The organism is candidate division KSB1 bacterium (genome assembly GCA_034506395.1).
Lineage (GTDB): Bacteria > Zhuqueibacterota > Zhuqueibacteria > Thermofontimicrobiales > Thermofontimicrobiaceae > Thermofontimicrobium.
In genome coordinates this window covers 1-13,836 of sequence record JAPDPQ010000033.1, presented here as the reverse complement: position 1 = coordinate 13,836, position 13,836 = coordinate 1, and the positions used below count along the sequence as shown (strand labels likewise).

At 46.5% G+C, this 13,836-nt stretch carries 9 protein-coding genes; 5 read left to right on the top strand and 4 right to left on the bottom strand.

The window, feature by feature from the left end:
• The first annotated feature begins 128 nt into the window (after positions 1-128).
• Entirely contained in the window at positions 129-773 is a 645-nt protein-coding gene (locus ONB37_16730; GenBank protein MDZ7401803.1) for a nucleoside recognition protein, read from the top strand.
• On the top strand, positions 774-1,313 hold the full coding sequence (locus ONB37_16725) for a spore maturation protein (protein ID MDZ7401802.1): 540 nt from the start codon (positions 774-776) through the stop codon (positions 1,311-1,313).
• Here the strand turns inward: ONB37_16725 and ONB37_16720 are convergent.
• Together ONB37_16720 and upp are read right to left on the bottom strand one after the other, a co-directional pair.
• Entirely contained in the window at positions 1,269-2,432 is a 1,164-nt protein-coding gene (locus ONB37_16720) for a hypothetical protein (GenBank protein MDZ7401801.1), read from the bottom strand. The genes ONB37_16725 and ONB37_16720 overlap by 45 nt on opposite strands.
• Before the next feature lie 155 nt (positions 2,433-2,587).
• Positions 2,588-3,214 carry a uracil phosphoribosyltransferase gene (gene upp / locus ONB37_16715; protein ID MDZ7401800.1) on the bottom strand — a complete coding sequence of 209 codons (627 nt, stop codon included), beginning with the start codon at positions 3,212-3,214 and terminating at the stop codon, positions 2,588-2,590.
• A gap of 295 nt (positions 3,215-3,509) precedes the next feature.
• Here upp and ONB37_16710 point away from each other — a divergent pair, with 295 nt between their 5' ends.
• On the top strand, positions 3,510-4,361 hold the full coding sequence (locus ONB37_16710) for a sugar phosphate isomerase/epimerase (GenBank protein ID MDZ7401799.1): 852 nt from the start codon (positions 3,510-3,512) through the stop codon (positions 4,359-4,361).
• A 181-nt stretch (positions 4,362-4,542) separates the two neighbouring features.
• Here ONB37_16710 and ONB37_16705 read toward each other — a convergent pair whose 3' ends face one another.
• Positions 4,543-5,406: a hypothetical protein gene (locus ONB37_16705; protein ID MDZ7401798.1), complete on the bottom strand. Its 864-nt coding sequence runs from the start codon at positions 5,404-5,406 to the stop codon at positions 4,543-4,545.
• A 121-nt stretch (positions 5,407-5,527) separates the two neighbouring features.
• The gene (locus tag ONB37_16700; protein MDZ7401797.1) at positions 5,528-8,314 is read right to left on the bottom strand and encodes an alpha-amylase family glycosyl hydrolase; all 2,787 of its coding nucleotides are present in this window, start codon (positions 8,312-8,314) and stop codon (positions 5,528-5,530) included.
• Between the two features lie 1,259 nt (positions 8,315-9,573).
• Between ONB37_16700 and ONB37_16695 the strand changes: the two genes are divergently transcribed.
• The gene (locus ONB37_16695) at positions 9,574-11,625 is read left to right on the top strand and encodes an alpha-L-fucosidase (protein ID MDZ7401796.1); all 2,052 of its coding nucleotides are present in this window, start codon (positions 9,574-9,576) and stop codon (positions 11,623-11,625) included.
• Between the two features lie 63 nt (positions 11,626-11,688).
• Positions 11,689-13,137 carry an alpha-L-fucosidase gene (locus tag ONB37_16690; protein MDZ7401795.1) on the top strand — a complete coding sequence of 483 codons (1,449 nt, stop codon included), beginning with the start codon at positions 11,689-11,691 and terminating at the stop codon, positions 13,135-13,137.
• Positions 13,138-13,836 lie beyond the last annotated feature (699 nt).

The following is a 13,836-nucleotide window of genomic DNA, read 5'->3' as shown; positions in this document are numbered from 1 at the left end:
TTTCAACGAAGCTCGATGATTAATCGGTCTTTTTTGTGAAAAAAAGCTTGATTCACATCAAAAAAATGATACCTTAATGGCATCCATCAATCGATCAATTTTCAGAATTCAACAGAGGAGTCACAGACATGCTCAACTGGATCTGGCTATTTCTGGTAGTAGTCGCGTTAATCGTGGGGGCAATCAATGGCAATATCGAGGCGGTGACCAAGGCAGCGTTCGATTCGGCCAATACAGCCGTGAAAATCGCTATCGATCTGATCGGAATCATGGCGCTATGGTTGGGGATCATGAATATTGCGCAGCAGGGTGGGCTGGTGAATTTATTGGCACGAGCCATCAAACCAGTCAGCCGGCGCTTGTTTCCTGAAATTCCACCCGAACATCCCGCCATGGGCGCCATGATTCTCAATATCGCGGCCAATTGGTTGGGACTATCGAATGCGGCCACGCCATTGGGGCTGAAGGCGATGGAAGAACTGCAAAAATTGAACAAGATCAAAGATACGGCTTCCAACGCCATGGCCACATTTTTGGCGCTCAATACCGCCAGCTTGACATTGATCCCCGCCACCATCATTGCCGTCCGCACATCGCTAGGCTCGAAAAACCCTACCGAAATCATCGGTACCACTATTTTCTCCTCAGGCTGTGCCATGATGGTAGCGGTGATTGCTACTAAGCTGTTGCAGCGATTGCCAATGTTCAAAATTAAAGAAGAAGAAACTTCGGATCAAGCGCCAACCAACGCCAATAGAGAGGAGGAGGAATAAATGTTCGAGCGAATCATTGGTTTCGTTTCTACCTGGGCCATCCCTTTTTTGCTGTTCATCATTCCAGTCTTGGCATTGAACAAAAAGGTAAAAGTTTATGAAACCTTTGTGGATGGTGCCAAAGGGGGCTTCGAAGTGGCGGTTAAAATTATTCCCTACCTGGTGGCGATCCTGGTGGCGATCGGCATGTTTCGCGCCTCAGGAGCCATGGACATCTTTGTAAAAATTATCTCGCCGGTTACCAATCTGATCGGTATGCCAGCCGAAGCCCTGCCTGCGGCGCTAATGCGCCCCCTATCCGGCAGCGGCACCTTGGGCATTGCCACCGAGCTGATGAAACAACACGGGCCCGATTCCTTCATCGGGCGATTGGTTTCCACCTTCTTCGGCTGTACCGAAACCACATTTTATGTAATTGCTGTGTATTTTGGAGCGGTGGGAATTAAAAAGACACGGCATGCCGTGCCCGCAGGACTCATTGGCGATTTGGCGGGATTATTGGCGGCGCTGTTTATCTGCAAGCTGATGTTCGAGAACTGATGAAGCGATGGGCGATTCGATTTTCGCTAAATTGGCCAAGCGGGATTTGAGCTGAGTTAGCTCGCTGCGCTGTTTTTTTAGTTTATTCTTCAGCTTTTCGGAAAGCGCCAAGGAATCGATCATTGCGATCTGGTGCGAGGCCTCGGCCAGCTTGCCTAATTTCTCCAGGCATTGTGCCAGCTTCAGCCGGCAAAGAAATTCATTGTAATCATTATCCATGGGCGAATTAACGATCGAATTGAGCAAATTTTGAAAGTAAGAAGCTGCGGCTGCGAAGTTCTCCATCGCATAAGCGCTTTTGGCCGCCCCCCAGAGGAAGAAGCGGCTCTGCGGAAATTGCTTCAATCCCCTTACTGCCCAGGCATACGCTTCATCCGCTTCCCCTGCATCCAATAAGATCCAAATCAGCTCGCTCATGGCGATGTATCGGGTGTAGCGGCCCAGTTCCACGCTACGTCGTACCAGTTCGATGCCCTCGGCGCGGCCATCTGATATTAGTGGCAGCCAGTTCAACAATCGGGTTTTCTGGCTGCGCCAATATTGATAGGAGCCGATCCCAAAATAGGCGTCATGAAATTCAGGATCGATATTAACGATCTTCTTCAAAATAGCAATGCCCGAAAACCCATGGTTGATCGCTTTCAGATAATCCCCATTTCTTCCCTCATAAAAAGCCAGATAGCACAAGGCGCTGCCGTGATAAAACATCGCCCAGAGGTCCTGCGTTTTCCTGTTTTCAGCTTTATCAATGGCGAGACGAATGTAACGTCGAAAATCTTCGCTCCAGCGGTCGGTTTCATAATCGCTCATTTTCGATTGGAGCATGGCTGCCATGAAGAAATAGCCGATCGGATGATCTGGATAGGTTTCGGTTAAATTTTGAAAAATGGATTCTGCCTGAGAATAGTTATGCTGAATTGATTGCGCGATGCCTATTTGGATCAGGCTATCCGTTTTGGCATCGGGGCAGGTTTGCCCATAGCAAAATTCAGCAACAACTCCCATTACCAAAATTGAGTACAAAATTGAAGTGATGAATTGAAAGAGCATGCTTTGACGAGAATTGTCAAAGCATTTTTCCGCACAGAAAGAGAAAGTCACTGAATTTTTCGCAGTCATATTTCTTCGCCCACCTCAAACATCTTCACCCGTAATGAAAGTTTGCACTTGAGGAATATGTAAACTTCAGATTCCACGGCTCCATGCGATTGGATCAGTAGAAATTCCCACGGTAGAGCTTTAGAATAAAAGCACCGCCATCGCCTGAGCCAAAATTAATCGGTTCCATTCAGGCGATCCCCAGCATCCCCTAATCCTGGCACGATGTACCCATGCCCATTAAGTCCCCGGTCCAAGCTGGCGGTTACGATTTTGACATCGGGATGGTTTCGATTGATCAATGTCACTCCCTCTGGCGCCGAGACGATGGTGACCAGGGTGATCCGCTTTCCTCCGCTTGATTTGATCAGTGAAATGCAATAATTGGCGCTACCACCCGTTGCCAGCATCGGATCGAGGACGAAAATCTCAGCTTGCGCGATGCTTTTTGGAAAATTTTGATAATAGGTCACTGGCGTTAATGTGGTTTCATCTCGATAAACTCCCAGATAGCCGATTTTAGCATCGGGCAGCAAATCCAAAAAGCCACCGAGCATGCCCAGACCTGCGCGCAGAATCGGTAGCAATACAATTTCATTTTCCAAGCTATGGCCAATGATCGGCTCGAACGGCGTAGTGATCGTGGTCTCTGAAAGCTGACAATGAGCGGTCGCTTCTACTGCTAAAATAGTGGACACTTGATGGACCAATTGCCGGAATTGTTGTGTTCCAGCGGATTTGTCTCTCAAACGGCTCAGCTTATCCAAAATTAGCGGATGATCCAGCACTTGAACTTTGATCATGATCAGCTCCTTTGTAAAAATGAAATTAAAAATATCAAATTGCCAGCTAAAATACAAGTAGAAAATAGATCATTAACCGAATTTAATGACAATCCGCTTTTGCCAAAATTTAAAATTCATTTTCATATAATTGTTGACTATATCATAGAATTGCGCTATATTAGGTCTCCTTGAACCAGGCAACCGATAGGCACATTCCGCTTTCAAAACGAAAGAGGTTTTTGGTTGTATAAAAGTTAGCAGTCGATCTGGACCAAAAAAAGAAAACCATTACAAATTGCAGAGGACGATCCAGGTGAGAAATAGCAATGTAGTAGTAGGAATTACAGTAGATAAATTTAGAGGGCTTCCGCCTTCGGCATTATTGTCAGTCATCAGAAAGATGGGGGTTGAGTTTATTGAAATCACCAAATCCGTTTTCGATGAACTGCCCGCCTTTTTAGAACAATTGGGCGAAATAAAAACTGGCTTCCATCTGCCGAATTTGCACGATGCGGAGTATGATTTTTCATTTCACGATCGCCAAGGCGAAATTCACAAGCTGATTGGATTGATCAACCGCCATCATCGTGACTTGAATATCCAATATTGTCTTTCGCATCCGCCTGAGAACCGGCGTTCCAATTGGACCATGGACCAGTTGATTGATTACCTTCTGAATAATTTAGCTCAATTGGAGGTGCCGATTATATTGGAGAACATCCAGAGCTGGGACATGGCTCGGTTCGATCGGTTTTACGAGCGTGCTCAAGCGGCTCTGGGCGAGAAGCTGGTGGGACGATGTTTTGATGCCCCGCATTATTTTTTGCAAGGCGAGGATCCTGTTGAATATCTCAAGCTTCAAAACGGAAAAATTAACTTCATTCACCTGTCGGATTGTCGCAAAAATTTTGATGCCCATCTTCCGTTCGGCTTGACGGGAGAGTTGCCGATTGATGAAATTTTGGTAGCCCTCAAAGACCAACGCTTTCATGGGGTGATTAATTTGGAGCTTCTACCAAGAAGCATCAAAGACGTGAAACCGCTCATCAATAGCTATCTGAAAGTCGTGCGCAATTTCGATCGGATGAAATATTTTAAAACCAAATTTAGGTTGATCTGGTATGCGCCGCCATTGCTCAAAAAAATGAGATCCGCGTTTTATTGATAGAAAGGTGCATGAGTCAATTTGAACCCCAGCGCGAAGAATCAATGGTTCATCCCACGCGCATTGCTATAATGCCCTCCTAAAGTTTTTCCGAAATCGCATGACATTTCCTCGATATTCTATGAGTCAAGGATTTCCGGGATTGGCGGAAAAAAAACGATTATGGCGCTTTGCCATGAAATCAAAGCGTGCTAAGCGCTAACCATGTGCTCAAGAACAATTGAGTTTCTCTGATGCCCTCTATCCTGTCATTTTTCCTTCTGATTTCGATGTTCAATTGCTTCAGCATCAAATTGCGGCTTTTGAGTAGTTCATTCTTGTTGTTGCCAACAATGAACAAGATGATTACTTCGGAATCGAGCAATACATGGATTTTGCCGGGACAGAAGTTGGGTTGGCGTGAAAGCTTGCTTTGAATGGGCAGCTTTTCAATCTCGAGGCTGCTGAAATCGCCCTCTGGATAGGTGGTAATTGCCAGCCAGGCTGGAGGGTTTTTGTCGCTGGAAGTGGCCAAATTCGCCCTCGAGATGAATAATATTCGATCGCTCTGGGACCAATCCACCTGAAAATGCTGCTTTTCATTGGCGCTTGAGATCAGAGGCGCGATGGCCAACGGAGCTTTTTGTGGTCCTCGAATTTTGATTATCAATGCTAAGAGTGAATCGGCGATGGAAATCTCTTCTTCCACCGAGAGGTTCTTAAAATGGCGGACCAAGCGATTGGCCATTAGATGCGCTTCGGCTTGAGCGCGAGAGAGGGGACTCCCCCCAATTTCAATGATATAATCCTCTAAAAACTTGTGAGTCAAATAGCTCAATCCATTCAGCGGCGACGTATTTGGAAGACCTGTCTCTCCGTAATAAAATAAACCTTTTCGATTGGTAAACATGAATGTTCGGCTTTGGCCTTCAGGAATTACCAGCATGTTTTGGTCGTAATAGGATGGTTGAATGGTCTGAGCAAAAATTTTAGGTTCATAGAGAATTGCCACAAAAAAAAATGTAATGAACCATTTCCACCGACTAATTCTAGTCATGATTTTCATTTTAGATACTCACGAAAGTTATAAAATTAAATAATCATCTCCCCCTACGAGATAATGTAGTTGAATCTCAATGAGTTTCCCTTCAAATTAATCGTACAGAATCAATCGTCCCCCATTACTATTATTCGTTCATCACGAAAACATAGGGCGTTTCAGGGGTCATTTGGAGCCGAATTTGATCGCCAGCAATAATTGGCAATTGCATTGGCTCACCAGTGATCGAATTTTCCAGCCGAAGCCATGGCTGTTTCACTTGCTTGATCACGTCGGAAGGTAGGGTGATTAAACAATCTCGATTCGAGTCGCTAAAGTTTAGCACCACTAACACCTGGTCCTGTCCATGCTTGCGGAGATAAGCGTAGACATCCAGTTCCGCATTTGTTGCTAACTTCATCATATCGCCGCGGCGCAGACAAAGATGACTGCGACGAAGATGGATGAGCTTTCGATAAAATTGGAAAAGATCGGTCTTGGCCCGTTGCCAATCCATAGGAGCAGTTTTGTCAGCCAATCCCTGTTCCTGTCCGTAATAGATCAGCGGCGTGCCTGGGATTGTCAAGAGCAGCGCTGCTGCCAATTTGGTCTTGTTCAATCCAAACTGAGTGATGAATCGCTCCATATCATGATTTTCCATATATCGAAAATCCAGCGCTTCCTCAGGGTAGTTCTTTTTTGTCTTATTCAGCCCATAATCAATGGCTGGAAGCGGCTTTTGCTTGCGCATCACATCGAGCAGATTGCCGTAGAAATCGGTGTCATACGACATATCAAATTGATCGCGATGATAAGCGGGCGACCGTGGAAGCACCTCATCGATCAACAACAAATCGGGGTAATTTTTTTTCAAAGACCGACGAAAAACCTTCCAGAAATCGTGGGGAACACCCCAGGCCACATCGCAACGGAAACCATCTACCCCCAACGATGCCCAGTAGTTCGCCGCACTTAATATATACTGCCGGACATTTGGATTCTCGTAATTCAGATTCGGGAGCGTGTCCCAGTCATTATGAAACTCGTAAGCATAATAGCTGCGCTTTTTATCTGATCGCCAGCGAAACCAGTCCCGAAATGGAGATAAAGGGGAATGATAGGCAGCGAGAAAATACGGATGCTGGTCGGAAGTGTGATTGGCGATGAAATCGAGAATGATTTTGATGCCAGCGTCGTGAGCCGCCTTAACCAGCGATTTGAAATCCTCCAGCGTCCCATAATCGGATTCAATTTGAAAGAAATCGCTTGGGCCATAGCCATGACGAGTCGGTCCTTCCCAAATTGGCATTAACCAAATACAATTGACCCCCAAGTCTTTCAAATAATCGAGCTTTTTTATGACGCCCTGAAGATCCCTGCTGGGGGTGAACTGACGGACAAAAATCTCATAAATGATCGCATCTCTCGCCCAATCGGGCGAATCCCCGTAACCCTGGATGCGCACCAAGTCTCGATCGACTGATAGCACTAATTTCTGCAAATCGCTTCCTCCATGCTCATCGGTCGCCACCAAATAAAAGTAGTAATTTCCGGGTTGATGGGGGATCGGAAATGCCAGCATTTCGGCCGCAGAGAGAGAGAATCTCTTGGGGTTTTTGATATCCTGGATCCAGGAGAAACCAAGTGATTTACCCAAGGGACTGCTACTGGCTGATGCGTCGATGATGATTTTGCCAGGGAGCAATTTGGCGTTGGCTCTGGCAGTTGGGCGATAAGAGGATACGGTAAAAATGGAGTTTAGTCCATTCCAACCATCAGGGACCTGACGAGGATTTTCCGGATCAGGAAGCCAGAGGCTGTCATTCACTACGAATTTGTACTCGTACTCCCCAGGATCAAGGTCCAGCCAGGCGGTCCAAACCCCATCATGATCCCGATCATTCATGGGATTGGCGGTAGCGGACCATCGGTTGAATTCGCCAGCCACCGCCGCAGTGCGAATGGAAGTTTGATAGTGGGCTAAGACTGCTGATTCTGATAACTGAAATTGGACTGGAAGATCTTGCTGACTAAATGCGAAAACATCAACGCTGTCGATGTTGCTCCAGAGACGACCATCGCTGATCCGAAGCGAAAACACATAGCGGCCGATTTTATCTGGCTTAAAGGATGGAAAAGGAATTCCAGAGCGATTCAATTTCGCCCTGCTTCCGATTGGCTTCGCAAGCAATTTCCATTGGTAATGCCGGATAGGATCATTATCCGGATCTCCTCCCACCCATTGATCCAGCGTCACTGGATGATTGATCCAAGCAATCATGGTGTGGCCAGCATCCAAAGAAGGGGATTGATTATGCTGGTTCACCCAAAAAAATGAGCGAATTGGGGCTGCTGCATTGCCAGCTCGATCCGCAGCGCTGATCTCTAATTCATATTCCCCATCATCCATCCCCTGTACGCGACACTCAATCTTATTGGTTTTTATGTTAAAATTAAATTTTATCGGCTGACCGTTGATGAGCACCCGAGTCGCCGCCAAATCCAAACCGTACTGCCCTTTGCCATCGATATATTGAAGCGCGATTTCAATCGGCTCATTGACAAAGCGTTCACCATAAATAGGTCGAAGGATCTTTAGCCGCGGCATTTCTGGATCCGCAACTGAAAGCACCGAATTGCTATGTTCACCATCCCAAACTGGATTCGCTGGATCTTTAATCCAGATTACTTCATCGATTAAATAGCGATATTGATATACTCCAGGGGCAAGTTGGATGCTTGCTTCCCAAATCCCATCGCCATCCGGATCGGCCATTGGCATGCTGGTCCGCGACCATCCGTTGAAATCTCCAACCACATGAACGGATTTGGCTGGCGACACTGTGGCGAGCCTGAAGTTTATGGGCTGTTGGGCCGCAACGTGATAAAATTCAGCAACCAAAAATATCATCATTCTAATAATCAAGGTTCTCATGGTTCACCTCTGGTTATTTATTTAAGTGGCCTCATCGAGAATATAATCAAAAAGAACCAAATGTCAAAATTATTTGATCTCCTATCTGAAACCGACCTGATCTTTTTAATTTGATTTCACAAAAAAATTGATAGGTTTGTTTGGTTAGGCCGCTGCTTTCGGAACAGCATCTTCGACGGGTGGTTTATTTGCCTTGGCTCATAAAGTTAATCGGGCTTATTGGTTTTTGAGAGAGTTGATTCAGTTGAGTGGCGAAGTGAGTTGAGTGAAGTAAGCAAGCAATACCACGCAATTATCCAATTCCCTGATCATCTAAAAGCTTCCGCCATAAACTGAATGGCTCATAATTTATTATGACATTCAATCAATTCAGCGCTTTCAACTGATTTTGTCGCTCCAATCAATAGAATCAGTCAGTCGAATCAGGCATCAAATGTTTGTTCACCCATGCTTTTGATGTAAGCGAGTAATCCTGTCTTTTCAGCCAGCTCGTAACTGCCTGTCAGTATCGCTAAAGCAATGTCTATAGCAACTCCTGTTCTTTGCTGCAACGCTCAGCTATAATTTTTTTGAGCGAAATAAGCTTATTTTTCCACAACACCCTTAGTAGCAAGAGCGAATCCCATCAGATCAACCTTTTCCCTTCTTTTCGATCTCAGGAAAACCAGCTTTCAAAATAAGCTAGTAAGCTTTCAGGTCGGTTTGGTTTTCATTGGCTACTAAAGTCAATAAGATTTTTCCTTGGGTTGATTAGCTTATTTTTCAGAACAGCCTTAGTAGCCAGGGCGAACCCCATTAAATAAACCTTATTCCCTTATTTTCGATCTCTCGAAAATTGCATCTAAAAATGATAAGCTAATAAGGTTTCATGGATGTTCGGTCTTTTTTTGGCTTCTAAGGTTGATAAGATTTTCTTTCTTTGTTAGATGAGTTGATCAGTTAAACAAGTTGAGTCAAACAAACAAGGCCTCCAATTAAACAGTTGTCTAATTGCAGTCTGAACGAAAACGATCAAATTTGGAGTGAAAAAGTTATTCGAATCCATATGGTAGACTTTAGTAGTAACCTAAGCTTGAAATATCGTATCAAATTTTACCATCTTTGTCAAGCGATAATAATGCAGAAAAAAATAATCAATAGAGAAATTTCAGCGCAATATTTTACCTTGATTTTTCCCTCAAATTCACTTAAATTCCAATCACAAAAACCAATCCAGTTAATCCTGTTTATCCTGTCAAACCAAACCAAGCGAGGGAGCGATGAACATCTTCAAATTTTCACTTCTAATTTCTCTCATTTTTCTCTTATCCTGTGGCACAAAAAATTATATGGCCGAATCCCAGGCCGAGCGGGATGCCCGCATGCAATGGTGGCGGGAGGCTCGGTTCGGCATGTTCATTCATTGGGGTTTGTACGCCATCCCTGCGGGCGAATGGAACGGCCGCACCGATCATGCCGAGTGGATCCGTACCACGGCTCAGATTCCATTGGAGGAATATGATAAATTCGTCCAACAATTCAATCCCGTTAAATTCAATGCCGAGGAATGGGTGCAGATGGCCAAAGATGCGGGCATGAAATATATCGTCATCACCTCCAAACACCACGATGGCTTCTGCCTGTTCGATTCCAAATACACCGATTTCGATGTCATGTCCACCCCGTTCCAGCGGGATATTTTGAAGGAGCTATCCGACGCCTGCCACAAAGCGGGTCTCAAGATGTGCTGGTATCATTCGATCATGGATTGGCATCATCCCGATTATCTGCCCCGACGGGATTGGGAGAAAGATCGCCCAACCGAGGGCGCTGATTTCGATCGCTACGTGCGACATATGAAGAATCAGCTTCGGGAGTTGGTGAAAAATTACGGCGAGATCGGCGTGCTCTGGTTCGATGGCGAATGGGAGAACACCTGGAACCAGGAGCGGGGCAAGGACCTCTACAATTACGTCCGCAGTTTGCAGCCCAATATCATCATCAATAATCGGGTGGGCGCTGGCCGATCGGGCATGGAGGGCTTCACTCAAGCTGGCGAATTTGCTGGCGATTTCGGTACGCCCGAGCAGACGATCCCCGCCACGGGTCTGCCTGGCGTGGATTGGGAGACCTGCATGACCATGAACGACCATTGGGGCTACAATAAAAACGATCACAACTGGAAGTCCGCCAAAGAGCTGATCCAGATGCTGGCCGACATTGCTTCCAAAGGCGGTAATTTTCTGCTCAATATTGGTCCCACGGCCGAAGGTTTGTTCCCGCAACCGAGCATCGATCGGCTGAAAGCCATTGGCCAATGGATGAAGGTCAATGGCTCGGCCATCTATGCCACTCACGCCAGCCCGTTCAAATATCTGGCATGGGGTCGCTGCACCCAGCAGCCCATGGAGGGCGGCACACGACTTTATCTGCATGTGTTCGATTGGCCAGAGGATGGCATATTGGAAGTGCCAGGAATCTATAATTCCGCTAAAAATGCCTATTTGCTCTCGGATCCTGGCCGATCTCCATTGGCCGTCACTCGGGACGAGGATGCCCTGGTGATCGCTGTTCCGACCGTGGCGCCCGATACCATCAATAGCGTGGTGGTGCTGGAGATCGAGGGCAAACCTGACATCAACAATCCGCCAGAAATCAAGGCCGATTTCAACATTTTCGTGGACGAGATCGAAGTGAGCATGAGCTCGGATCGGCAGAACGTCCAGATTCGCTACACGCTGGACGGAACTATTCCCCAGCCCAATTCCATTTTGGCGACGGGTCCGATTCGCCTGACCAAGACGACCACGGTTTCGGCCCGCTGCTTTCGGGATGACAAGCCCGTCAGCGCAGCGGTTCAGGCCACGTTCACGAAGGTCGCCCCTCGTCCCGCTGCGGCTGTGACCAATCCCGCCCCAGGTATTCAATTCGCCTATTTCGAGGGCGATTGGGACTGGCTGCCCGATTTCAGCCAATTGCAGCCGCTGAAGACTGGCACGCTGCGCAATTTCGATTTCTCCCCCCGCCAGAACGAGGAGCATTTTGGATTCGAATATAAAGGTTTCATCCAGATTCCGACCGATGGCGTCTATGGCTTCGCCACCGATTCCGATGACGGCAGCCAGCTTTTCATCGGTGATGAGCTGGTGGTGAATAACGATGGTCTGCATGGGATGATGGAACGATCGGGCGTGATCGCCCTGGCGGCTGGATTTCATCCAATCAGAGTGACATTTTTTGAAAAGACTGGTGGGGATGGTTTGAAGGTGTATTGGAAAGGCGCTGGGATGGAGAAGCAGCTTGTGCCTGATAATGTTCTTTTTCATAGATAGTAATTTATAAGAAACCAGGTCTTTGAAAAAACCTGGTTTCTTGTCCAGAAGTTGGAGCATTTTATGGTAAAGCATATTTTACTGATGAATGCACTTTTGATGTTGGGAGGTTTCTCCATATTAGTGGCTCAACATTCAGAACGGGATTATGTGCCTGTCACGGATCCGCTTATCAAACACAAGCTGGAGCAGTGGCAGGACTTGAAATTCGGCTTGATGATGCACTGGGGCCCTTACAGTCAGTGGGGCGTGGTGGAATCCTGGTCGATCTGCTCGGAGGACTGGATCACCCGCCCCGTGGATGATTACGAGGAATATAAACGCCAGTATCGAAATTTGAAAAAGACCTTCAATCCCACCCAATTTGATCCAACCAGATGGGCGAAGGCAGCCAAAGCGGCAGGCATGAAATATCTCGTGTTTACCACCAAGCATCACGATGGCTTCTGCATGTTCGATTCCAAATTCACCGATTACAAAATTACTTCGCCCGATTGTCCGTTTCACTCGCATCCCAACGCCGATATCACCAAAGCGCTGTTCGATGCCTTTCGCCAGGAGGGCTTCATGATCGGCGTCTATTTCTCCAAGCCCGATTGGAGCAGCGAATATTATTGGTGGAATTACTATGCCACACCCGATCGCCATGTCAATTACGACCCCGCCAAATTCCCAGAGCGCTGGCAGAAGTTCAAAGCATTTACCTATGACCAGATCGAAGAGCTGATGACCCGATATGGCAAGATCGACATCCTCTGGCTGGATGGCGCCTGGGTGCGGCCTCTTCAGAATATGCCGAAAGAATTTGAGGCCTGGGCCAAAAAGAAGGATTACAACCAGGATATCGATATGGCTAGCATTGCCGCCATGGCTCGCAAGCATCAGCCTGGTTTGATCATCGTGGATCGCTGGGTGAGCGGCGAGTTCGAGAATTACCTCACCCCCGAGCAAAAAATTCCTGATCGGCCATTGAACGTGCCGTGGGAGTCCTGCATCACTATGGCCGAGGGATGGTCGTACAATAAAAATCATCAATACAAATCAGTCCATCAGCTTATCCACATGTTAGTGGAAATTGTGGCTAAAGGTGGAAATTTGCTACTGAACATTGGTCCCTCCCCCGAAGGCGATTGGGCTGAGGCGGCGTACGATCGTTTGAAGGGAGTTGGCGCCTGGCTTGAAGTGAACGGTGAAGCGATTTACGAGACCCAGCCACTGCAACCGTATCGAGAGGGCAAAGTTTGTTTGACCCAGAAAAAAGACGGGACAGTCTATGCCATTTACCTGGCGGATGAGGATGAACCCACTCCGCCATCAAAAATTTGGCTTTCTTCTATTCAACCCGCTGAGGGCGCAAAGTTGAAGATGCTGGGGGTTGATCAAGAATTGACATGGGAGAAAGTGGGCAAGGGATTTTTGGTGAATATTCCTGAGTCGGTGCAAAAGAACCCGCCGTGTCGGGCAGCGTGGGTGGTGAAGATCCCAGCTAAGTTCGGCGCTTCGAAAGATTAATCGGTTTTTGCTTGGGCGCCAACCCTTATCTCCATTCATGATAAAAAAAGGGCGAACCAGAACTTTTGCGAAACACTATTTTCCCCTTATTATGAGAAGCCGCTGATCCGCGGAGGCGAAGCAATCTTGTTGTTAAGTGTGAATACTTCAGGATATTGCTTCGCTCCATTCCGTTTCGCTCGCAATGAAAAAACAGCTCAGTTTCAATCCGCACAATCCATAAATAAGCCGAGCCCGTGGCTCATAACATCCAAAACAAATAGGGGGGAAGATCGATTGATTTTAATTTAACCAAAGAATACGAATAATCACCTCTAAATTTGGAAATAAATCAATTTTCCCAAATGAATAGAAACAACCCAACGGATGAAATTCCAAAACACAAACCTCAAATCCCAAATCCCAAATAAATTTCAAACCACAAATTCCGAATGGTTTTCAAATTTTAATGCCTGAAATTCTTAACAGCCTGAATATAAAAGGTCATTTTTTGGTCGAAAAAATCTTCGGAAGGACATGTTTGTCATTGAGGCTTTCCACTTGAATATTAGAGATTGAATATTGTTTGTTGTTTGGCAAATGAATTTTGAAAAGATTGTCATAAAAACCCGAATTAATTCGGGTTTTTATGTGCCACCATCGTGGCGCCGCTGATTTTGCGAGCGCTGTTGGAATGTCAGCGGAATCCTGTTGGCGCCA

Bases quoted from the DNA above. Each gene is read 5' to 3' on its own strand.
- ONB37_16700 (MDZ7401797.1), bottom strand. From the start codon at position 8,314: ATGAGAACCTTGATTATTAGAATGATGATATTTTTGGTTGCTGAATTT.
- ONB37_16730 (MDZ7401803.1), top strand. From the start codon at position 129: ATGCTCAACTGGATCTGGCTATTTCTGGTAGTAGTCGCGTTAATCGTG.
- ONB37_16705 (MDZ7401798.1), bottom strand. From the start codon at position 5,406: ATGAAAATCATGACTAGAATTAGTCGGTGGAAATGGTTCATTACATTT.
- upp (MDZ7401800.1), bottom strand. From the start codon at position 3,214: ATGATCAAAGTTCAAGTGCTGGATCATCCGCTAATTTTGGATAAGCTG.
- ONB37_16720 (MDZ7401801.1), bottom strand. From the start codon at position 2,432: ATGACTGCGAAAAATTCAGTGACTTTCTCTTTCTGTGCGGAAAAATGC.
- ONB37_16690 (MDZ7401795.1), top strand. From the start codon at position 11,689: ATGGTAAAGCATATTTTACTGATGAATGCACTTTTGATGTTGGGAGGT.
- ONB37_16695 (MDZ7401796.1), top strand. From the start codon at position 9,574: ATGAACATCTTCAAATTTTCACTTCTAATTTCTCTCATTTTTCTCTTA.
- ONB37_16725 (MDZ7401802.1), top strand. From the start codon at position 774: ATGTTCGAGCGAATCATTGGTTTCGTTTCTACCTGGGCCATCCCTTTT.